Annotated in this window: 10 protein-coding genes; 5 read left to right on the top strand and 5 right to left on the bottom strand. The window is 42.2% G+C overall.

Annotation, left to right across the window (positions count from 1 at the left end):
• Nucleotides 1–94: 94 nt before the first annotated feature.
• Both DEM91_RS09165 and DEM91_RS09160 read right to left on the bottom strand, forming a co-directional pair.
• A complete protein-coding gene (locus DEM91_RS09165) occupies nt 95–1,945 on the bottom strand; it encodes a PQQ-binding-like beta-propeller repeat protein (RefSeq protein WP_249858715.1) in 1,851 nt (616 codons plus the stop codon).
• A gap of 30 nt (nt 1,946–1,975) precedes the next feature.
• Nucleotides 1,976–4,633 (bottom strand): xanthan lyase, encoded by a 2,658-nt coding sequence (locus tag DEM91_RS09160; RefSeq protein WP_249858714.1) that lies wholly within the window; start codon nt 4,631–4,633, stop codon nt 1,976–1,978.
• A gap of 339 nt (nt 4,634–4,972) precedes the next feature.
• On the opposite strand from DEM91_RS09160, the gene DEM91_RS09155 reads away from it, so the two are divergent.
• The 4 genes from DEM91_RS09155 (at nt 4,973) to DEM91_RS09140 (ending at nt 14,483) form a co-directional block, all read left to right on the top strand.
• Complete coding sequence (locus DEM91_RS09155; protein WP_249858713.1) at nt 4,973–5,821, top strand: hypothetical protein; 849 nt, start codon at nt 4,973–4,975, stop codon at nt 5,819–5,821.
• A gap of 892 nt (nt 5,822–6,713) precedes the next feature.
• Nucleotides 6,714–10,052 carry a SusC/RagA family TonB-linked outer membrane protein gene (locus tag DEM91_RS09150; protein WP_195252497.1) on the top strand — a complete coding sequence of 1,113 codons (3,339 nt, stop codon included), beginning with the start codon at nt 6,714–6,716 and terminating at the stop codon, nt 10,050–10,052.
• A 24-nt stretch (nt 10,053–10,076) separates the two neighbouring features.
• Nucleotides 10,077–11,771: a RagB/SusD family nutrient uptake outer membrane protein gene (locus DEM91_RS09145; protein ID WP_249858712.1), complete on the top strand. Its 1,695-nt coding sequence runs from the start codon at nt 10,077–10,079 to the stop codon at nt 11,769–11,771.
• Nucleotides 11,772–12,008: 237 nt separating this feature from the next.
• On the top strand, nt 12,009–14,483 hold the full coding sequence (locus DEM91_RS09140) for a bifunctional UDP-N-acetylmuramoyl-tripeptide:D-alanyl-D-alanine ligase/alanine racemase (RefSeq protein WP_249858711.1): 2,475 nt from the start codon (nt 12,009–12,011) through the stop codon (nt 14,481–14,483).
• Nucleotides 14,484–14,686: 203 nt separating this feature from the next.
• Here the strand turns inward: DEM91_RS09140 and lipA are convergent, their stop codons facing one another.
• The 3 genes from lipA to DEM91_RS09125 form a co-directional block, all read right to left on the bottom strand.
• Nucleotides 14,687–15,580 carry a lipoyl synthase gene (lipA, locus tag DEM91_RS09135; RefSeq protein WP_249858710.1) on the bottom strand — a complete coding sequence of 298 codons (894 nt, stop codon included), beginning with the start codon at nt 15,578–15,580 and terminating at the stop codon, nt 14,687–14,689.
• A 414-nt stretch (nt 15,581–15,994) separates the two neighbouring features.
• A complete protein-coding gene (locus DEM91_RS09130; protein WP_025072572.1) occupies nt 15,995–16,939 on the bottom strand; it encodes an OmpA family protein in 945 nt (314 codons plus the stop codon).
• 10 nt (nt 16,940–16,949) lie between these two features.
• Complete coding sequence (locus tag DEM91_RS09125) at nt 16,950–19,331, bottom strand: outer membrane beta-barrel protein (RefSeq protein WP_195252500.1); 2,382 nt, start codon at nt 19,329–19,331, stop codon at nt 16,950–16,952.
• 634 nt (nt 19,332–19,965) lie between these two features.
• Here DEM91_RS09125 and DEM91_RS09120 point away from each other — a divergent pair.
• Nucleotides 19,966–22,647, top strand: coding sequence for a SusC/RagA family TonB-linked outer membrane protein (locus DEM91_RS09120; protein WP_249858709.1), 2,682 nt, complete (start codon nt 19,966–19,968; stop codon nt 22,645–22,647).
• Nucleotides 22,648–22,675 lie beyond the last annotated feature (28 nt).

Here is a 22,675-nt window from a genome sequence, read left to right as displayed (position 1 = left end):
GAGGCGCGAAGCCTCCGAAGAGCGGCATCCGACTTGTCTCCGTGTGTTAGCCTTTGCAAACATAGTAACTTATAAATGTTTTTGTTGTTAAATGCTATTGATATTTTAAGAGGCACAACTCTCCACTGGCGGCAGTGACTAACAGTTGGTTGCGTCCAACAGGCACAACAGTGTTGATGAGTGAGTTGCCAATTTTGTGTTTCCATTTCAAATCTCCTGTTTTGGCATCCAAAGCGAACACCAAACCCTCTTTTGTACTACCAAATACGATGCCCCTTTGTTCTGCCATCATGGATGTTGCATGCTCATAACCAAAGCCCAAATTGGTGCGCCAAAGCTGTTGTGGCTGGGTGGCGGTGGCACTGTAGCAAACCACACTGTCTTGCATAGTCTTGGCATAGATACGCAATTTGTCTGCAGAAATGCCAATTGTTTCTCTAACTTTCGACTGGTAGGTTCGCCATAGCGTTTCTCCTGTCTTGCTATTGATAGCGGTTAGTGCCCGTTCTGGATCAACAATAAAGATTCGATCCTTGATAGCAACGGGCCAAACGGCTGCTGGTGAGAAGTGCATTCGAGTGAGGTTGCCCGTCCATCGCCAGTTCTCATGACCGTTACGTTTGTCTAACGAGTAAAGCGTATTGTCCCATGCACCAAAGATAACGTCTTGATTGGTTACCAAAGGTTTGGTTTCTACATATCCTTTTACCTTATTATAAGTCCACAACACTTCACCGTTGTTGATGTTGATAGCACGAAACACATGGTCACTACTTCCGATATAAGCGATGTCATCATCAATGGTAACGGCTCCTAATACAGGCGCTTGGGCTTTTACTTGCCATTTCAGTTTGCCGTTCTGTGTATCAACACCATAGATATGATGGTCAGCAGAGCCAAAAACGACGATTCCTTTTCGCGCTGCAGGTGTGCCTACAATGCGATTTCCTGCTTTGAAAGTCCATAGTTTCTTGCCATTCTTCAACTGGTAGGCAGTGAGCTCACCAGCATCGTTTCCAACAAACAGTCGATCATCTTCAACGGCAGGAGAATTGTAAATGGCTGTTCCCGTTTGTACGCACCATTTCCTTTTGACGTTTTTATACGTTTTATTGACAGAGAAATCTGGATATTTATTTGCCTTTTGTTGGTGATCAAAGGGTTTGTCTGTTAGTGACAGTGCATAAAGCCTTTGTTTCTTTTCACCTATGCGTTGTTGATAAACCCGAATAGAGTCGGGAGTTACTTCATAAATGCCATAACCAGGCAGACCGTCTGCATCGCGCAGATTCGTCCGTATCAGTACACCAGGGATGCCGTCATACGTAAATTGTTTGTTTCTGTGATAATGGCCACCAATGAAAAGGCGTATGTTATAGGGCTTCACAGCATCGGTCACCTCATACCAGTTATCCACATCGTCTTCTAAAATGGGGTAGTGGGTGACCAATATCACTGGTTGTTTTTTGTCCTTGATAGTCGATTGAATCCATGATATGTCTTGAGGTTTCACATGACCGAGTGCCATACGCATGAATGGACCTGTGTTGAATCCTAAGAACTGAATGCCCTTGTGGTAGAAAGAAAACCGTTCGCCACCAAAAATCTTGCTAAACATGGTACATCCTGATTCACTCCATTTGGTTTCGTGATTGCCCATGACCGTGTAATAGGGATAGCGTAACAGGTCTAAGCACTGCTTTACTTTCAGCAAAGTGGCGTTGTCGCCTTCTTCTGTGAGGTCGCCAGTGACAAGAACAAAGTCAAGACTGTCCGTTGCATTTATCTGTGCTATCGAACGGAGCAAGTCTTCTGTTGGCTTAGGATTTGTTTCGCTCAAGTGGATGTCGGTGAGTTGGGCAAAACGAAAACTGCCAATCTGTGCTTGAATGTCAACACTCAGTAGAAGTGTAAGTAGGCTACAAAGCCAAAGATGAATCTTCATAGACGCTCGATTTTCAACAAACAATGTTATTTATTCAAAGAAGCGGATAATCTCCGCCATTAGTTTTTCGCGCTTGATGCTGTCCATAATACTTTCAAACGGTATGCCCATGACAAACGTCTTGTATGTGCCACGATATGCCACTGCGGCACTTAGGTTGTTTTCGGGATAGCGCATCACGGTGTAAGCGCTATCGCAAGCAGGCTCGATGGCATCGGGTGCCTCCACTATATAAGTGTTTGGGTTCAAAGTGTGTGCATAGATATATTCCGTTTTAGTGAGGTTCAAAGGCGATCTTACAGTCGACAAACGGCCTGTAATGGCTGCCTTACTGTTCCGCCATTGATACTTCAGAACGTTTTTGGCAAAAGCCAAATCTGCCTCTTGAGGCTTAGCTAACTTGTTGTTCCATAAGTCGCTTGCCACGTATGCGCCCGACACGAATATGGATGTACCTTGTTGAGCGTAAGCAGTGAGCAGTTGTTGTACCTCGGGAGTAAAGGTTTTGAAGCACAAGGGGTATATCTTTCCACTTCCCAACTTGGTTTGTCGTTGTTTTCCTAAAATCAAGTCGATGAAAGAAATGTCGCTGGCAAAAGTGTTAAAGCGCTCTCTGCTACATGATTCGAACGAATATCCAGCCTTTAAGATAGCATCGCCGTGCAGGGCGATATAATCGAATGTGTTGCCCGCAATGACCGTTGTCTCTTCATTTCCATGACTGTCGCCAAAGCCACCCGAATCATCATCGAGCCATGGGAGCGACCTGTTGAACTCTTTTTGGCTGCCTACATAACTGATATCTACCATATATGGCACACCATGGTCTTCATTGTCCAAGAATCCAGCATACAAGGCGTCCAACGGTGCAGGTGCTTCAAAGTCGGCAGGAGCCGATATACGGTCGAATCCGTTGACGATTAAAGCCTTTTTGTGATGAGACTTTGCACTGCGTCCTACGGCTACAATTTGCGATGGGAAGCTCACACCGCCCTCGTTCATTGCCACAACTTTGTAGCTGCACACCATACCTGCAGGTATGTCTGCCACATATTTACATTGCTTTACCACTTTTCCATGGTCAAACTCGCCATGACCATAACGAGTATATACGATGTAGCGGTCGGGTTTTGCCGTGGGTTCAAGCGTGTCTTCAACAGTTTTCCAAGTAAGTTCCACCTGCCCCTTATCTGTCAAATGGGCTGCCATGTGACTCACTGGTAGCGGTGTCACCACGTATTTTTGTTGATGTTGTTTGCACGAAAAGCGCAGCATGGCTTTGTAGATAGCACGACTTACCGCAAATCGGAAACGAGGATCGTGCCCATAACGCATGTCTGCAAAGTTCTGATGCGATAACAGTTCCAACAACATGGCTGGCACTCGTGGCGTGCGGGCTTCAAAGTAAGACGCGTCTTTGTTGCTCCTGCTGTGCCACGTTGGGTCAAATTGTGCCCGTATGTCTCGCAAAATACTGTTATGAATGGTTTCGGCATACTCCTTACAAAGCTGTCGCGAGGCACCATTGGCAAACACACTGTCATACGATTGTGTGAAGTAAATGCCCAACGTACCAATCGTGCTGTCGTTCTTGGTAACGCCTGCATCTGTATGGAACGCTAAAGACATCTCTATGGGGATGTGCAACCCTTTGCCTTCGGGATAGCTTTCAGACCCTCCTGCCAACCAGTTCACCCACTCACCTCGTGCTTGATAATCGTCTTTGTAATCATCTTTTCCAGCCGTAGGACTGTAGATGCTGTCAGGAACGCCCGCCCATTGCATCCAGTAGCGTGCTGCTTCAGTGAAACGAGGGTAGGTACTTATTTCTGGTCTGCCGATATTGCCCATTCCTCCACCTATTTTAATAGCGTCGGCTGTCACCACTTCGCCTGCTTTACCTGTTTTGTTACTAAGGACGATGCGCTGACTTTTGCCTAAATTCTTGTCGAATACAAATTTTCCAAGATAAATCCAAGTCCCTCCTCCCATTTGTTGATTGACCTTAAACTCGCTGATTCCTCCCCGATGATAAACGGTATAATGGGCTGCATTGGTGCTTCCTGGCACGGTATGATAGGCTACATAAACGGCATATTCGCCTGTTTCGTCAATCTGTGGAACCCATTCGGCTTTGCTCTCTTGTCCGTTCTTGATAGAGGTCACCATACGATAAGTGCCTTCGGTAAATGGATTTTCAAAGTTGGTGTAGGTCTTTCGAAGGTAGACGAAACCTTTTCCTGTGCCATTTTTCCAACTTTCTTTTCCGTTATATTCGCTATATTTCGACTTTGGTTGAAAGCTGTTGCCGTCATTGTCCACAATGGCTTCAAAGCTGCTCCAATCCCTTTCGCGCGGAATCAGTACGTTAGCTCCTGCTTGTTCGAGCATGGGAACCAAGAAAGGTAGTACATAACTTTGCGTATATAGATCTTCAACGGTTTGCAACAAGCGACATCTTTGCCACTCCCAACGGTCTAATTTGGCTTCGTAGTATCGTCCATGACTTTGCCACATCGCAATATGGCGGTTTAACAGTCCATATTTTGGACGGTTAGGCGATGTCAGTTCTTGCACTAACGGCGTTTGGCAAGTTGGCGCAAAGGTTGTGGGAGGATTGTCAGCAAATGTTTGTAAGCCAAACAATAGACAGCTAAGCGAGGATAAAAAATAGCCAAATGTTCTCATGGGTCATCGTGTTAGATAGTTCATGTTTCAAGGATAGTAGCCAACATTCGTGTGCAAGGTTCCCATGTTGTATTTTTGTCTCCTTTTAAGGAATTACCGAAACTAATAGCTATGGGTACTTTTCTACTGAATTGTTGCCAAACAAAGATAGATTATTTTTTAGAATTAGAAATATAAAATCAGTAATATTTGCGAATATTCACATGATTTAATATTTCTGTGTCTCTGTTTTTGGTCTTCATTTCTTTGTTAGCGCACTCACGAAGATAATTTACCGCAATTTACAAAAAATCTTTGTAACTTTGTCTTCCAATCATATAAAAACGAGTACGATATACAATGAATCTGATAGCTGTGAGCGGTTCTGACAAGACAGAATGGGCTTTTGTGGAACAACATCAATTGATAGATTTACAAGAAACAGAGGGCTTGAATCCCTATTTCCAAACACGACGTGAGATGAGTAGAAGCATTCGGTTGGGTTTGGGTGAAGCCTACTTCAAGCGAAAGTTAGGACATATCTACTTTTATGGGGCTGGTTGTAGCGATGAAGCTCGCAAGAAGCAGGTGAGTCAGTCATTGGTGGCGCAGTTCAAAACGCCTGCAACAGTAGAGAGCGATTTGCTTGGTGCCGCTCGTGGATTGTGTATGGACTCAGCAGGTGTTGTGTGTATCTTGGGAACAGGCTCCAACTCATGTTTTTATGACGGCACTCGCATTACTAAAAATGTGCGCCCCGGTGGTTATATTTTGGGAGATGAGGGTAGTGCGTCGGTCATTGGTCGTGCTTTCCTGTCGGATGTGCTTAAAGAGTTGGCGCCGCCCGAACTCATTGAAGCATTTTATTTCAAGTATCACACTTCTGCAGCAGAGGTGATGAGTGCCGTGTACGACAAACCTTTGCCGCATTATTATTTGTCGTCAGTGACAAGTTTCTTGGTGGATTATCAACACACAGGTTATGTAAGTGATTTGGTGACCGATAGTTTCAAGTCTTTTTTGCACCGCAATCTGTTTCAGTACGATTATCAACAATATCCTGTGTACTTTACAGGGAAGACAGCCATGGCGTTTTCGGTTTTACTTCGATCGATTTGTCGCAATTATGATTTTGAGCCAGCAAAGGTGAGTATGGATGTTGTGCAAGGCTTAGTGGCTTATCATGCTACACATCTGGTAGACGAATAGCGAAACCATGCTTTGCGTACATCTGTGTGAAATGAGTTCGATACGCATTGTTTTTATGTGCTATCCAAGTACTCTCCATGGAGGGTTGAATATGTCATTTTTCTTTACAAGGAGTGCTTCATAACTCGCGTGTAAATCAGGAAGTGCACAACTGGTCTCAAATATCGAAGTTATGAGAAAGTTTGCTATGTCTTTGGTGCACTGTATGTTATAAGAATATGTGTCGAAAAGCAGACTCATTTTTCGCTTTTTAAGACCAAAAAACAGCCTATTTCGTGCCTTATTATCATGGGTTAATCGTCTTATCTGTTGTTTATAGCAGGCTTAACTCATGTGAACAACCGTGTTATCTCCATGCTTCAATCCCGAAAAGTCAAATTTCTGCCTCATTTGATGTCTGAAGACACCTGATTTACCCATTATTTTTTTCTATTTCACGAATTTATAATAGCCTTTTTATTGTCATTTTTTAGGACAAAATTTGCTATTTACTTCAACGAAAATGGTGCATTTCCACGAGTCACATCGCTATGCTATGAATGTATAAAAACCAGTGATATGGGGCTGTATTTTTGCATGGTTTTAGTCAAAAGCAAGACTAAAAACAACGTTATAGGATGCAATGAAGTATTATTTTTAATTTGAAAACATTAATTAACTCAAAGAAAGCTTGCTTATTTAACAATATATTACTATATTTGCTGTCGAAGTCATCTTTGTGATACCTAACGCGAATATATTTTAATAAGAACCTTAAAGTCAATAAAGCCTGCATCTGTCTAATCGATGTGACGTAGGAACAACATATAAAACCTTTATAAACACACCCTTTGGGAGTCGTGTCATCGATTGAAAAATATCGTCAATTCAATTAACTTAAATATATGGGTCTATGAAAACAAAAAATTGTCTATGTGCGATTCTCGCAGTCGCAGGTAGTGCTTTTGCGTCCCAGACGGTCATGGCGACAACCAGTGTTACATCCTTGTCAAATGTGACGATGCAACAACAAGTTGTCAAAGGTGTCGTAACGGATACAAAAGGCGAACCTATTGTAGGAGCTACTGTTTCTGTGATTGGTAAAACTACGGGTGCTATCACCGATTTGAATGGTCGTTTTTCACTCTCAGTTGGAGCAGGTACAGAACTCAGAATTTCTTATGTGGGCTATAAGTCAGTTACGCTTCGTGCGCAACGAGACATGCAGGTGAAACTTGAAGAAGATGCTGGACAGCTCTCTGAGGTAGTGGTTGTGGGTTATGGTACGCAGAAGAAAGCCAACCTGACGGGAGCAGTCTCGACGGTTGATTTGAGCAAAACCATGGCAGGTCGTCCTCAGCAAGACGTGACGAAAGCCCTGCAAGGAGCAGTGCCAGGACTTACTATTACCTCATCGAGTGGTGGTATTAACGAACAAGCATCTATGCGTATAAGAGGTGTAGGTACCTTGAGTAACAAGGCAGTGAGCAATCCGCTGATAGTCGTAGATGGCGTGCCTATGGATGACATCTCATTCCTGAACACACAGGACATTGAGAGCATTTCTGTGTTGAAAGATGCTGCATCCACTTCTATCTACGGGACACGTGCGGCTTTCGGTGTTATCTTGATTCAAACCAAGGGAGCACACCCCGCAGAACGCACAACTGTGACGTATAACAACAACTTCTCTTGGGATCAAGCAACCTATTTGCCAGATTTCGTTGACGTACCAACAAGATTGAGAGCGGCATTAGAAGGCATGGCTAATAATAATAAATACGAAGTAGAGGCTTTCGGAATGTATTTTGATAAATTGTTACCTTATGCAGAAAAATGGAAACAACAGAATAAAGGAAGGCTTGACTACCAAGAGATGAGAAAATATGTGGATGATAATAATGTTGGAGATTACTTAATGATGGGCAATACTCCATATTACTACGCTAATTGGGACATCAACAAAATCTATTTTACCAAAGCAGCACCTTCTCAAAGCCATCAACTATCGGTACAAGGTTCTTCGAGTAAAACTAATTATTATTTATCTTTAGCTTATGATAGAAAAGAAGGACTCTTAAAATTGCATCCAGATAAATTAGATAGATATAATGCTTCTGTGAATGTAACGAGTTCTGTAACAGATTGGTTACAAGTTGGAGCCCGCATCAACTTTACTCGTAAACAATATAAGCATCCTGATACATGGAATAAAACCTATCAATATTTGTGGCGTTGGGACGCATCATTCTTACCTTCTGGAAGTATTAATGGTTTGGATCACCGTACCATGGCTATTTTAAAACAGGCTTCAGATGAGCGTGTAACAACCGATTTTTCACGCTTAAATGCTTTTCTTAGAGCAAATTTAACAAAAGAGATGTCATTTTATGCTGATTTTACATATGCCATTCAAAACATGAATAGTGCTTCCGAAGATTTTTCTGTATATGGTATTAATTGGGGTGGAATTAAGCCTGGTTATATAGTTTCACCAAGTCAAACTGGTGTTTGGCGTGACAACTCAAAGAGCAATACTTGGACCCTCAATGCTTATATGGACTATGATAAGAGTTGGGGAAATCATCATTTCAAAGCCATGGCAGGTGTGAATGCCGAGAAGTCCGATTATATTTACCTGTATGGAAAGCGTAGTGGTTTGTTCGATGAGGGGATGCCTGAGTTGAATTTGGCTTCACAAGAAGGACAAGACATTAAGTGGGCGCACTCGGAAATGGCTTCGGCAGGTTATTTTGGACGATTGAACTACGATTACAAGGGCATTTATCTCTTAGAACTGAATGGTCGTTATGACGGTTCTTCACGTTTCCCACACAATGCTCATTGGGCTTTCTTTCCATCGGCTTCGGCTGGTTATCGCTTCTCCGAAGAGGCTTATTTTGAGCCTTTGAAGAAGGTAGTAAGCAATGGTAAGTTGCGTGCGTCGTTTGGTGAAATTGGTAATGAAGCCATTGGTGATTACATGTTTGAAGAACTCATCAATCAAACGAATTCACGTTATGTGTATTGGGTAGGAAATAATATTGCTAATGCCAATAAACTAACCATGTTCAACATGCCAAAATTAGTTGCTAATTCATTGACATGGGAGCGCATTCGCACTATTGACTTAGGTTTGGATTTAGGCTTCTTCAATAACGAATTGATGATGGGCTTTGACTGGTTCCAACGTGAAAATAGAGATATGTTAGCTCCATCGCAAGTCTTGCCTGACGTATTAGGTACCGCTGCACCTTATCAAAATGCAGGAACGCTGCGCACACGTGGTTGGGAATTTAATATCAACTGGAACCACACCTTCGGAGAGGTGAATGTATATGCTAACTTTAACTTGAGTGATTCCAAGACTACGGTACAAGAGTGGCGCAATGATGCGAAACTGTTGAATACCAATTACTCGGGTAAGGTTTATGGTGATATTTGGGGATTCGAGACGGATAGATATTTTGAAGAATCAGATTTCACAGGTCAAAATACCGATGGTACATGGAACTATGCACAAGGCATCGCCTCGCAAAAAGGTTTGGAGCAGGGGTCTTTCCATTATGGTCCTGGCGATATCAAATATAAAGACTTAGATGGTAGCGGTGTTATCGATGGTGGTAAAGGCACTGCCGATGATCATGGCGACCTGAAAGTGATAGGAAATATCTTGCCTCGTTACGAATATAGTTTCCATTTAGGTGGTAGCTGGAAGGGATTCGATTTGGATTTGTTCTTCCAGGGTGTTGGCAAGCGTGATGCTTGGACTATCTCTTCGCTAAATTTCCCTTTGATGAGAGGTGCAGATCTTGCAGTATATTCACATCAAAATAGCTATAATAGAGTTCTTTATTCTTCAGACTGGAAAACAATTAAGGGATATGAAATTAATCAAGCCAATCGTTATCCTCGACTGTTTCCTGACAATGATGTAGCAGGGACTGTGTCAGGAATTAATAATGGTAGAAACAACTATTATCCACAGTCACGCTATTTGATAAATATGTCGTATCTACGATTGAAGAATATCACTTTTGGATATACACTCCCTACAGCCTTGACACAAAAGGCATATATCCAGAGAGCACGTATTTACTTCAGTGGTAACAACTTATTCTTGTTACACAAAGGACACGATTTGCCTGTAGACCCAGAAGTGAACACGGGTGAAGGTGAACTTTACGGTGGTTGGGGACGTACAGCGCCCATTACGCGTACGTTCTCTTTCGGTGTTCAAGTAACCTTATAATTTAATTCCTAAAAATTAACAATCATGAAAAAGAGCATTATTTTAGGTATTGGTTTGATAGCGGCGATGTCAAGTTGTAATGATTTCTTAGACATCAGCCCTGACGACACCTTTATCAATACCCCATCATATTGGAGTAATTCCTGCAACTTAGACAACCAGTGTAACCACTTCCTGAATAACTATGTAGGTTATGGCAATGCTGGCGGTGGTGGATGGTTCTATTTTAAGACCTTGAGTGATGACCAAGTGAGCTATCAAGATAACCTGTGGTCATACACCAACGTGGTTTCTGCCTCAAGTAACTGGTCAAATCCATTAACAGAAATACGACGCGCCAGCTATATTATTCAGGGTTTGAAATCCTCTACGTTGTCAGAAACGGTGAAGGCAAGTTATGAAGGCATCGCCCGTTTGAATCGTGCCTGGCAGTATTACCAGTTCGTGAGAGAATATGGAGATGTGCCATGGGTAGGTCATGTGGTGTCAACTGACGATAATGACGTGTTGTATGGTCCGAGAGTAGATCGCGATATTGTCATGGATAGCGTGTTAAACGATTTAGATTTTGCAGCCAAACACATTCAGGGAAGCAACAAACAACGTTTTACAGCCGATATGGCATTGGCAATGAAAGCAGATGTTACTTTGTTTGAAGGAACCTATTGTAAATACCGTACTGCTGGAGAAAATGCTGGCAAAGGTCCGGATGTGGCACGTGCCCAAAAGTATTTGAATGAGTGTGTATCGGCATGTGAGGCATTGATGAAGAAGGGATACAAGCTCAATGATTCTTATCAGGGTATTTATAATTCGATAGATTTGAGTAAAAATCCTGAAATCATCTTTTACAAGCCTTATTCTCAGAACGTTTTAATGCACTCAACAGTCGATTATACTTTGAATACCAGTGGTACACACGGTATGACAAAGGATGCCTTTGATGCTTATTTGTTCTTGGATGGAAAGCCAAAGGCAACAACGACATTGAACAATTCCGATGCAGTACAGGAAGATGCGAATGGTGTTTTTAACATCAATTCTTTGCTCGCAGTGCGCGATAAGCGTTTAGCTGTAACTATAGATACGGTTTTGGTATTTAAGGGAAAGCCTTATTCGCGTGCTGGTTCGAATGAATTTACTTCGACCACAGGATATGGTGTAGCCAAATATGATAACCCTAAGGAAATGACTACCACTGACCGAAACAACATTGGTAAGCAATATACCGATTGTCCTATCTATTGGTTGTCAGTGATTTACTTGAATTATGCGGAAGCAAAAGCAGAGTTAGGTAATTTAACACAAGCAGATTTGGATAAGAGTGTGAACCTTTTACAGAAGCGTGCAGGCTTGCCAAATATGACAACAACCCCAGAGGCTGACCCCGCTAATAACATGAATGTTAGCAACTTGTTGTGGGAAATCCGACGAGTACGCCGTTGCGAGTTGATGTTTGACAACTGGTATCGTTACTGGGACTTGATACGTTGGCACCAACTTGACTTGTTAGATTCACAAAAGCATCCCAACATCTATCTTGGCGCTAACTTAAAGTATTTGAAGAATCCTGAAGTTGATGTGAATACTGAAGGATATATGATTGGTTCGAATACCTTGAAGCAAGTTCGCACCTTTGACAAGAAGCATTATTTCTATCCTGTTCCGACAGGACAGATAACGCTTAACAAGGAATTAAAGCAAAATCCAGGTTGGTAATCTCCTTGAAACGATTACGCTGAGTAGAAGCGGAACGTCAAATCACACAGATTCTTTCATCAGTAAGAGTCTGTGTGATTTTCTTTTGTGCCAGTAGTTATATCGCTTTTCATTGTAGACCAGATTCTTTACCTCATTGACAGGAAGCTGTTGGTGGAGGCATTCAAGTTATTTGTATCATTTCTTTTGGGAGGATACAGAAAAAGATTACCTTTGCAATGGAAAATCCAGAAAGATATGATTTATAATATTGAAGAGGTGATAACGCAAATAGGGGCACAGCGTTATGGTTCTAATAGTGCTCAAATAGGTTTCTTATTGACTGACAGTCGTTCACTGTGTTTCCCAGAAGAGACGCTGTTTTTTGCTTTGAAGACAGACAGAAACGATGGACATCATTATATACCAGAACTCTATCGACGAGGCGTTAGAAACTTTGTGGTATCATCCGTACCCGTGGATTATGAACATCTGTATCCTGAAGCCAACTTTCTAAGGGTGCTAAATCCTTGCAAGGCTTTACAAAGATTGGCAAAATGTCATCGTGAAGAGTTTCATATTCCCATTGTGGGTATTACAGGCTCGAATGGCAAGACAATGGTGAAGGAATGGTTGTATCAATTACTTTCTCCACAGTTCTTCGTCACTCGTTCGCCTCGAAGTTATAATTCGCAGGTAGGTGTGGCATTGTCTGTGTGGTTGCTGAATGAGGAGACACAGGTTGGAATCTTTGAAGCAGGGATTAGTGAGCCAGGAGAAATGACGGCATTGCAGCACATGATTCAGCCTACCATTGCTGTGTTGACAAACATTGGCGATGCACATCAAGAAAATTTTGCGTCCATGGAAGATAAATGCAGGGAGAAAATGATTCTCTTAAATGATGCAGAAATTTTGGTTTATCCTGCTGATGACCCTATTATTCAAAAGGTTGTCAACGATTCCGATTTACGAGGAAAGAAGTTGGCATGGTCGATGAGCGATAAAAGTGCGCCTTTCTTCATCAAGACTGTGGAAAAGAAAGCAACGATGACAACCATCACTTATGTGTACCATGAACGCGAGGATTGGTTTTCTATACCGTTCATCGATGAGGCTTCTGTAGCGGATGCCATCGAATGTGCCGTGGTAGCGTTAGAAATGGGGATGTCCATGAGTGCCTTGGATGAACGAATGCAACAGTTGGAGCCTGTCGCCATGCGACTTGAAGTAAAGGAAGGTCAGCACGGATGTACGTTGATAAACGACTCCTATAATTCGGATATCAACTCTTTGGACATTGCTTTGGACTTTATGAACCGTCGTCCAGATCAGCAAAACCGCAGCCGGACATTAATCATTAGCGACATAGACCAGAGCGGACGTCAGCCATCGGAGTTATATAAAGAGGTGTCCAGCTTGGCTGTCAAGCGGGGCGTGTCTCAATTGATTGGTATTGGAAAGCAACTTTCTGCTAATCGGAATTTGATTGAAACGCCAAAGAAATTCTTCTTCCCTACGGTAGAAGCTTTTGAAAAGAGCGAAGTGTTTGCGCAACTCCATGACGAAGTAATCTTGTTAAAAGGGGCACGTAGATTTAATTTTGACCAACTCACCGAGAGACTGGAGCGGAAGGTTCATGAAACTATCTTGGAAGTAAATCTGAATGCCATTGTCGACAATCTGAATTATTATCGCTCTTTGCTCAAGCATGGTACAAAACTCGTGTGTATGATTAAAGCAGATGCCTACGGAGCTGGTGCTGTGGAAGTAGCGAAGACCTTGCAAGACCATCGTGTGGACTATTTAGCGGTGGCAGTAGCCGATGAGGGTGTAACGCTTCGCAAGAATGGAATCACTGCTAACATCATGGTGATGAATCCCGAGATGAGTTCTTTCAAGATGCTTTTCGATTATGACTTAGAGCCAGAAGTGTATTCTTTTAGATTATTGGACGCCCTTGTAAAAGCTGCTGAGAAAGAAGGCATTACAGACTATCCTGTGCATATCAAGTTGGATACGGGTATGCATCGTTTGGGATTTGACCCTCAAAAAGACATGCAGACATTGATTTCTCGGTTGAAACACCAAAATGCAATCATTCCACGTTCTGTCTTTTCACATTTTGTGGGGTCGGATAGTGATGACTTCGATTCGTTCTCCGCACAACAATTTGCTTTGTTTGATGAAGGTAGCAAGCTTTTGCAAGCTGCATTCACCCATAAAATTATTCGTCACATGGATAATTCTGCGGGAATTGAACACTTCCCAGAACGCCAATTAGATATGTGTAGATTAGGTTTGGGATTGTATGGTATCAATCCAAGAACCAACCAAGTGATTCATCAAGTGAGTACTTTAAGGACAACCATTCTTCAAAAACGTGAAGTGAAAGCTGGCGATACGGTGGGCTATAGTCGAAAGGGAACGATAGCGCATGATAGTGTTATTGCTGCCATTCCCATAGGTTATGCGGATGGACTGAATCGTAGATTAGGAAACAGGCATGGTTATTGTTTGGTCAATGGGCAGCGTGCTCCCTATGTGGGCAATATTTGTATGGATGTAGCATTGATCGATGTGACGGGTATTGATTGTAAAGAAGGAGACAGAGTTGAGATATTCGGTGAGCATCTGCCCGTCACAGTGTTGTCAGACATTCTTGAGACCATTCCTTATGAGGTTCTTACGAGCGTTAGTAACCGCGTGAAACGAGTGTATTATCACGACTGATCTGGCATCACTTGGTGACATTTGTTCAAGAATACATTGTGCGCAAATATGGTGAGAAGCATTCTGAAGGCAATCAGCCCCAAGGATGCTTCTCATTTCATTTTACACTTTGCGGAATATGTTTTGAGACTTTGCCATGTTGCGATAGATAGACAAGCCATTTAACAATCCAAGGGAATCGCATTTGTGGACTTATTTCACAACTAACTTCCAGTCTTTGCTCTTTTTCTTAACATCATTCTGACATACGACTCTTCTGCCATATAGGAAGAACGTACCAATGGCGCACTTTCAACGTTGGCAAAACCCATCTCGAGTGCTTTTGCTTTGTATAAAGAGAAGATGTCAGGATGAACATATTCCTGTACATCCAATTGCTTGGGAGACGGTTGAAGGTACTGCCCAATGGTGAGCATACGGCATCCAGCAAGGTAAGCTTCGTGGATAGTCGTTAACACTTCGTCCTGTGTTTCGCCTAATCCAACCATGATGCCCGTCTTTGTCATCACGCCTGTTGCAGCAATTTCTTTCAGCACTTCCATACTGTTTTGGTAAGTGGCTTTGCTCCGTACCGAGGGAGTTAGTCGCTCAACAGTCTCAAGATTATGTGCAACAATATCAGGCTTTGCAGCCAACACCATTTGTAACAGTTCTCCTCGGTAATCAGGTATCAATATTTCGATAATGGTGTCAGGGCACAGATTTCTTGTTTCGCTTATGGTCTTTGCCCATTGTGCAGCGCCTTTGTCGGGCAGGTCATCACGATCCACCGATGTGATAACGGCATGTTTCAGCTTCATTGCCTTAACGGCTCTTGCTATTTTTATGGGTTCTTGCTCATCTGGAGGTAATGGGTGTCCCGTCTGTGTGGCACAAAATCGGCATGCGCGAGTGCAGCGATCGCCTAAAATCATGAAGGTAGCCGTTCCGTTCTTCCAGCAATGTCCTTTGTTTGGGCATTGTCCACTGGTACAAATGGTATGTAATCCTCCTTGCTCTATCGTCGATTCTACCAAACCATACCTTTCGCCACCTTCTATTTTTGTATAAAGCCAGCGTGGTTTTCGCAGTTTTGGTTTGTTATGAACATCATTCATTTGTTAGTTATCTTTCAAGTTATTAAAATGGTTAATAGGGCAAATTTACATAAAAACTTGTAATTAAAGAGTCTTCTTTCGAGATTTTTTAATCAATAAGATGAAACAACAGTATGTGTATGTGAGGGTAGTGTTCATGATAGTTTCATTCCTTTTGCGTAATCTTGAGGAAGAATAGGGCGCAATAAGTGTACATCCTGAAGCATAAAAAATAACCACTCGGGCTTTTTGCAATGGTATGGAAATCGATTTTTTGTACAAAGCTTCCCATGATGGGAAATCGATTGTTGCAAAAACCACGAGTGGTTATTTTTACAGTATGTGAAGGTTGAATTGCAAGTCGTTAAACATTTCAATTAAATGTCCATTCGGACGAACACTTCAACCTTTGGATTTCGTGAATAACACCAATGCTTATAGAGAGATGCAAAGCTCTACTCTACGCGCATAAGTTTTCATTTCCGACTTTTTATCAATGCCGTATGAAAGTGCAGAAATTTGGTTTGTATTTACGCCATGATTGACTAAATACGCCCTTACACTATTCATTCTCTGCATAGCCAAATCTTTATTAAAAGCTTTTGGTCCATCTTTGCTGGAGAATCCCGTTAACTCTACTTTTAAATTTCGATTGTTTTTCAATACATCTACTACCGCATCGAGTGTATGCTCGGCTTCTTTAGATAATTGATTAGACGAAATTTCAAAGAAAACCTGTCTTAAATTAGTGTCAAAAGGTGTCACCTTAACAGGATGAGTGGGTTCAACAAGCGCCTTTTCTTGACAGCATTGTTCTGTTGGATTATTCGCAGGAGCTCTCATGATGAGCGTATCCTTCTTGGCACGTAGCGCATTTTGCTGCTTTGCCATGGAGTCAACTTGCTGTCTAAGTGCAGGATCTTTCACCGTTTGACTTAAGAGTTCAATTTGTTTTTGCAGTTGATCAATCTGCTCTTGCAATTGTTGAGCATCTTGAGAATCTGTCGTGTCCAAGGAATTTGGCTGCAAGTTCTGTATTGGTAAATAAGGTTGATAACCCTGTATCTTTCCAACTTGAGGTTCGTACAAAGGAATGTATTCAACACGTCTCGAAGAGGAATTATACACAGGTGTCGTTTTTCCTGGGCTTATCCGATGATAATTTTGTTCTCTTTTCTGCTGACGCATATTCCTCATTGACCTATTTGTTTTTCTTTTTTCACTGGTAGATACTCTTCTTAGCACGTCCATCAATTCATCTCTATCAACGATGATGGTATCATCTGCAGCAGGTGCAACACTTACCACAGGTGTCGCATCTGCATACGTGATAGGGAGTGCAAGAAGAGCAAGTGCTACCAGATATTGTTTTTTCAGCATGTGTCTCAATTTAGAATGTGAATGAATACCCCACAGCTAACTGATTCTGCTTCGTCAAGCTACGTGCAGAATAATCAAAGAATACTTTTCCGCCTAACATTTCAGTGCTTACACCAAGGAGTAAGTTAGAGCCAAAGTGTGTGTCCTTACCGTGGAAAATACCAAGACCAAAGCCTGCATAAGGTTCAAACTTACCTAACGAGGCAATCTTGAAATTATAGATGATATTTGCAGAAATACCCATTCCGCTGTTGTCCGCCATGGCTGCATAGAGTTCTGGTACAAAGTCGAGGTTTGTTGATGCAATTTGCATGTAACCACGCACACCAATGTTCCAAGAAGTCAAGTCGCCAAAGCCTACTCCTGTGAAGATTCCGATGCGGTTAAGCTTCAAGCCTCTGTTAGCAGTTGGCTGATAAGCGCCAGAATTATAAGCTGTTGCAGGTGCCAATTCATTAGCAACGACGCCGCTACCGTCAGTAACAATAGTGGTTCCTACAGCGTTATTTCTTTGGCTAATCACCTTATTTAATTTCTCGTTCATGATACGGAGTTCTCTTTTGAGTTGCTCTGTTTCATTATTCTGAACGGGAGCAATTCTTTGCTGAGGAGCTACAGAGCGATAAGACTCCTGTGGCTGTGCATAATTTACGTCATAGTCGTAATCGTAATCATAGTTATAATTACGTGCGTCATTTCTTGCTTCTCTTGCAATACGGTTAACCAATTCGTTGAGCTGACTACGTGTCATCTTCACATTGTTACCCTTGCTTTCGCCAAGTTCGTTCACTAATTTCCGCTTGATAGCCATTTCGTCATTTTCAATGTTTTCAAGTTCTTGCTGGTGACGAGTTTTCAGGCGTGCGATTTCAGTTACTCGAATGGTATCGTTAGCTTTCAATGCGTTTTCTAAGTCTTTGTCCAATTTGTTAATGCGCTTCTCGTAGTCAGCCTTGAGCTTATTTACGCGCTCATCGTACTGAGCCATTTGCTGATCATAGTTCGATATCTTTTCGTTATAATCCGCAATCTGGCTATCGTATTCGTCAATTCTTTCATCATAGCGTGATCTCAAATCGTTCAGTTCTTCGTTAGAAGCTTCGCGCTGTGCATCTAAGCGACGATTTACGTATTTATTATATTTCTTTTCGCCATCGGCAGCCAATCCGAGGTTGATTCTCAAACCTGCATTGTACAGCATGCTAGTGTTGATATGATCAGGGCTTTGAATATTCTCTTCTTTGACTCCCTTTTCAGAGGTGAACATAGCATTGGCGGTACCAAAGAGTGCAACGTACTTGCTGATTGGAATTTCAATACCAGCACCTCCAAATACAAATGGAGAACTTTCGGCTGTGGTGTTGCCTTTCTCATCGGCATACTTATCACCAACCTTCATATAACCTCCACCTAACTGTAAGTAAGGGTTAATGCCTCTTGGGAAGTTAAGGCGAGTGATGATGTTACCACCATACAATGCCAAATTCTTAGAGAAAGAAAGTGAAAGTTTGTCAGCCTCTTTGTTAGCCTGATAGTAGAATCCACGGATACCTACCAATGAAGACAAGTCAAAACCTGCACTAACCCCCATCAGATAGGTGTCGGTCATTGGCATATCTTTGTCAAAATCAAGATAAGCTACTGCAGGTTCAACCACAAACTTCAGCCCTTTGAGACCACCTGAGAACATATTGCGATATTCTCTACTGATGGCATCTTTGGAATCTTCAGTTCTACCACCCAAATAAAAGTCAAGTGTTGCACCAGCCGTCCAATTATATAGGTGGTTGCCACCGTCAGATTTATCATACTCTGGTCTCATTAAGTAGCTACCTTTGCTGGCATTGAACATGGTATTCTTTGCTTCAAGTGAGAGGACTGCACGAGGACTGAGGTTAAACTTAGCACCTACACCGAGCGAAGCAAAGAGCTGTTCATCTTTCATAGGTACATCTGTCATCAGCGCATCATTGGTATAAGAGTTGTACTTCATTTGTTGAACTCCACCACCTGCTGTAAGATATGGCGCAAAATAGCTATTTTTCCAAAGATTCAATTTGATTTCACCTCCGTACTTAATTAAATCCATCTTGGTATCTCTGATATTATTCGCCCATCCTTCGTCTGTAAGCCAATTTTGTCTGCGTACTTTTGCATTGGTGTCATTGCCACGCAGATAGAATGCGTGCAACTCAAAAAGCGGTCCGAAACCGAAGCCTAATTTACCACCATAAAGCGGCATGTTATCAATAGAAAGATCCTTGTCCCACCAAATGTATTCTGCAGAGGGAGATACGATAAACGACACGTCATTCACTTGTGCCGTTGATTTGAGACTTCCCAGTAGTAAAATGCCTACTAAGGAAAAGATTCTCGTCATAATTTTTTTCATTACTGAATGTTTTATGTTAATAATTAAAAAAGAATTCATGTAAAAAACGCTTTGGTCATTGTGTTTATGCATAACTTTTATTTACTTGTTTCGTAGACGTTATGCCGTTAAAACCAAAGTTGTACATTGAAATTCATCTTATAAATTCTTTACAAAGGTAAGAAAAATGTGGAAACTTTACAAGCGTTTTATCTATATTTTTTTTAGAATGTTAAGATTTGTATAATATAGAACCAAAAACTTCATATATTTTCCCTTAGTTCTCCTTGAACTATCTTGTTACCCATGTTGTAATTCAATAATCGTTTTCTTTCACCGTCTGTATTGGATTGAAAGACTTCAAGCGCATGCCCTATGATGATGTCGTTTGAGACAGATTAGATGTACTTTCTACATTAGTAGGTTTTACCTTTATTTTTGTTGTCATTACAAGCAAATTAAAATCTTGATATATTTTTACTTAAAAAGTTGTAAGTATGCAAAAATAAGCTTATATTTGACGCAAATTTACGGCTGTGGTATAATGACAGCCCTCCATTTAGTACTACCGTTAGCTCAACATAGGCTCTCTGGCGACGGTAAGTCGGTTTGATAAATAGAGCCCTAAGTTTAATTTGTTTAACTTTAATTCTATATGTTAAAGGTTATCAATTGTTCAGCATCCGTTCTGTTGATTGCAGTGCTTGCGGCGTTAAATTTGCCTATCCATGCGTCTAATGAGAGATTCGTGGAAACTGTTGCCGTAGCCCAACAGAATGGAACATGTTCTGGTGTTGTCAAGGACAACACAGGAGAAGTGATAGTCGGTGCATCGGTCAGGGTAAAGAACTCATCATTGGGTGCGATTACCGACATTGATGGCAGGTTTACGTTATCCAATGTTGGCAAGGGTACCGTGGTTGTGGTAACATACTTAGGTTACAAACCCTACGAATTTGTTTACGACGGTAGTAGAAAGGTGATAGAGATAACACTTGTGAACGATGACAAGACGCTCAATGAGGTAGTGATAACAGCTTATGGCATGCCTAAACAAGCCAAGCAAGTGGGCTATGCTACTACAAAGGTGTCCACAGAAGAGATTGAGCGTATCAACGCCGTGAACCCAGTGAATGCGTTGCAAGGTAAGGTGGCTGGTGTGCAGATTAATACTGCAGGCGCATCAGGGGTAACTTCCTCATCAGCCATTACTATTCGTGGTGCTAAGTCTATTGATAAGAACAATGCACCTATTTTTGTGATTGACGGCATGATCATCCAAGAGCCGTTGACTGGAAACCTAAGCGGCACAGACTGGGGGTCGCAACTCAAGAACCTGAACCCCGCAGATTATGAGAGTGTTACGGTGTTGAAAGGTGCCGCAGCAACAGCATTGTATGGTTCCAGGGGTGCCAATGGTGCTGTGGTCATCGTGTCAAAGGGTGGCAAGTTTGGTAAACGAGGTTTAGGAATAGAGGTGAGTCAGTCAATTGAGGTGACAGATATCTACAAATCTCCCATCGACCTGCAAGATATATATGGGGCTGGAACAACATACAACGGTTATCAGGGTGGATTCATGGCAGATGGCTCATTGCAGCGGACGCCTAACAGCTTCGGCCCGAGGATGGATGGGCAACTGATAAATCAATACATGCCCGATGGACAAAAGACCCCATTCTCTCCAAAACCCAACAATTGGAAAGATTTGTACAAAACAGGATTGAACAATAATACCAATGTGGCTATCAGTGGTGGCAGCGAGAAATCATCTTTCCGCCTGTCGTATGGATTTATGAAGAACAATGGTGTTTTTATTCGCAACAGCTTCGACCGTCACAATGTGTCCTTCAAGGGAATGACAGAATTAAATAAGGTATTCTCGCTCGAAATCGGTTTCAAGTATGCCTTCTCTCGATCGCTCAACGGTGGTAGCCAAGGTGGTTGGGACTGGGGTAATAACGTTGGTATGATATCTGCTTATAATCTGCCGCGTAATATGGATATCGCCCACTATGCCAGCATGTACCGCGACCCTGTGACCCATGCTGTAGAATCAACTTCCCCTTGGGGAAGTCTGCGAGGCTACCTACATACCCGTGACACGAACGTAAGGCAGCGGTCGGAGCAGTCTATTCTGGCCGATGTTACGTTGCGTGCTAATATTATGCCATGGCTTAAAGCCAGCCTAAAAGCCAACTACAATTACTACGGCGTAAACTATGAGGAGCGTCAGTATGGTACAGGACCCGACTATGGACCCACAGGGGCAGGTTATTATGGGCGAAGCGGAAGCACCGAGGGAAGTTATAACTTCTTGGCTATGCTCAATTCGCCTGATAACAAGTTTACCATTGGTACAGAAGAGCTTACCTTATCTGGTATTGTAGCCGCTGAGTTGTATGGCAACACCCCACGCAACAATTGGGCGAAGGGTACTAATGGAGGATTGGTCATCCCAGGCGTGTTTGCTTTCTCTAATTCAACCAACAAGATAGAACCCACATTTGATTATATGCCAGCCAATCAGCGTACACTTGGTATCTATGGCATTGTAAATCTTGGATGGAGAGATCAGGTGTTCCTTGAACTTACTGCACGTAATGACTGGTTGTCTACACTTACTTACCCAACCTATATTACCAATGGACAAAATAACTATACCGTATTTTATCCATCAGCCAACTTGTCGTGGGTGTTCTCAGACTCGTTTAGAAAAGATCTGCCAAAGTGGTTTACTTTTGGTAAACTTCGCGCATCCATTGCACGTGTGGGTATGGGTACATCGGCCTATGCCACCAGTAATGGATATGGTGTATTTGACCAAAGGTCTATTTACAAGCCCGATAAGAGTGGGTCGGTTCTGTCCGCAACCCCTAACTTAGGAACCATGTTCAACGATAACTTGAAGCCTGAGATTCAGCAGTCCATTGAGTTGGGAGCAGATCTTAGATTCTTCGATGAACGTTTAACGCTCGACTTTGCTTATTACAAGACCAATACCTTTAACCAAATTATGCGTGTGGGGTCGGTTAGCGAGGCAGGTGCAAGCAGCCAACTCATTAATGCAGGCAACATTCAAAACTCAGGTGTTGAAATTCAGATGGACGTAACGCCCATACGTAACAAAGATTGGCGCTGGACCGTTGGTGGAAACTTTACCCTGAACAGAGGAAAGATTGTCGAGTTAGATGAACATGTGAAGGAGTGGCAACTCATGGGCGGTTACGATGCTGCACCAGAGATATGGGCTTATGAAGGTGGAAAGTTTGGTGTTCTCACCTCATATCTTCTATGTTGCTTTCCAAATAATTGGAAAATATTTGTAATTTATTAACTGTTCATTATCATTCACTTAGCGTGAA

The organism is Prevotella sp. TCVGH, assembly GCF_023522295.1.
GTDB classification, from domain to species: domain Bacteria; phylum Bacteroidota; class Bacteroidia; order Bacteroidales; family Bacteroidaceae; genus Prevotella; species Prevotella timonensis.
Note: the sequence above shows the minus strand (reverse complement) of the source record. Positions and strands in the feature narration are given on the sequence as shown.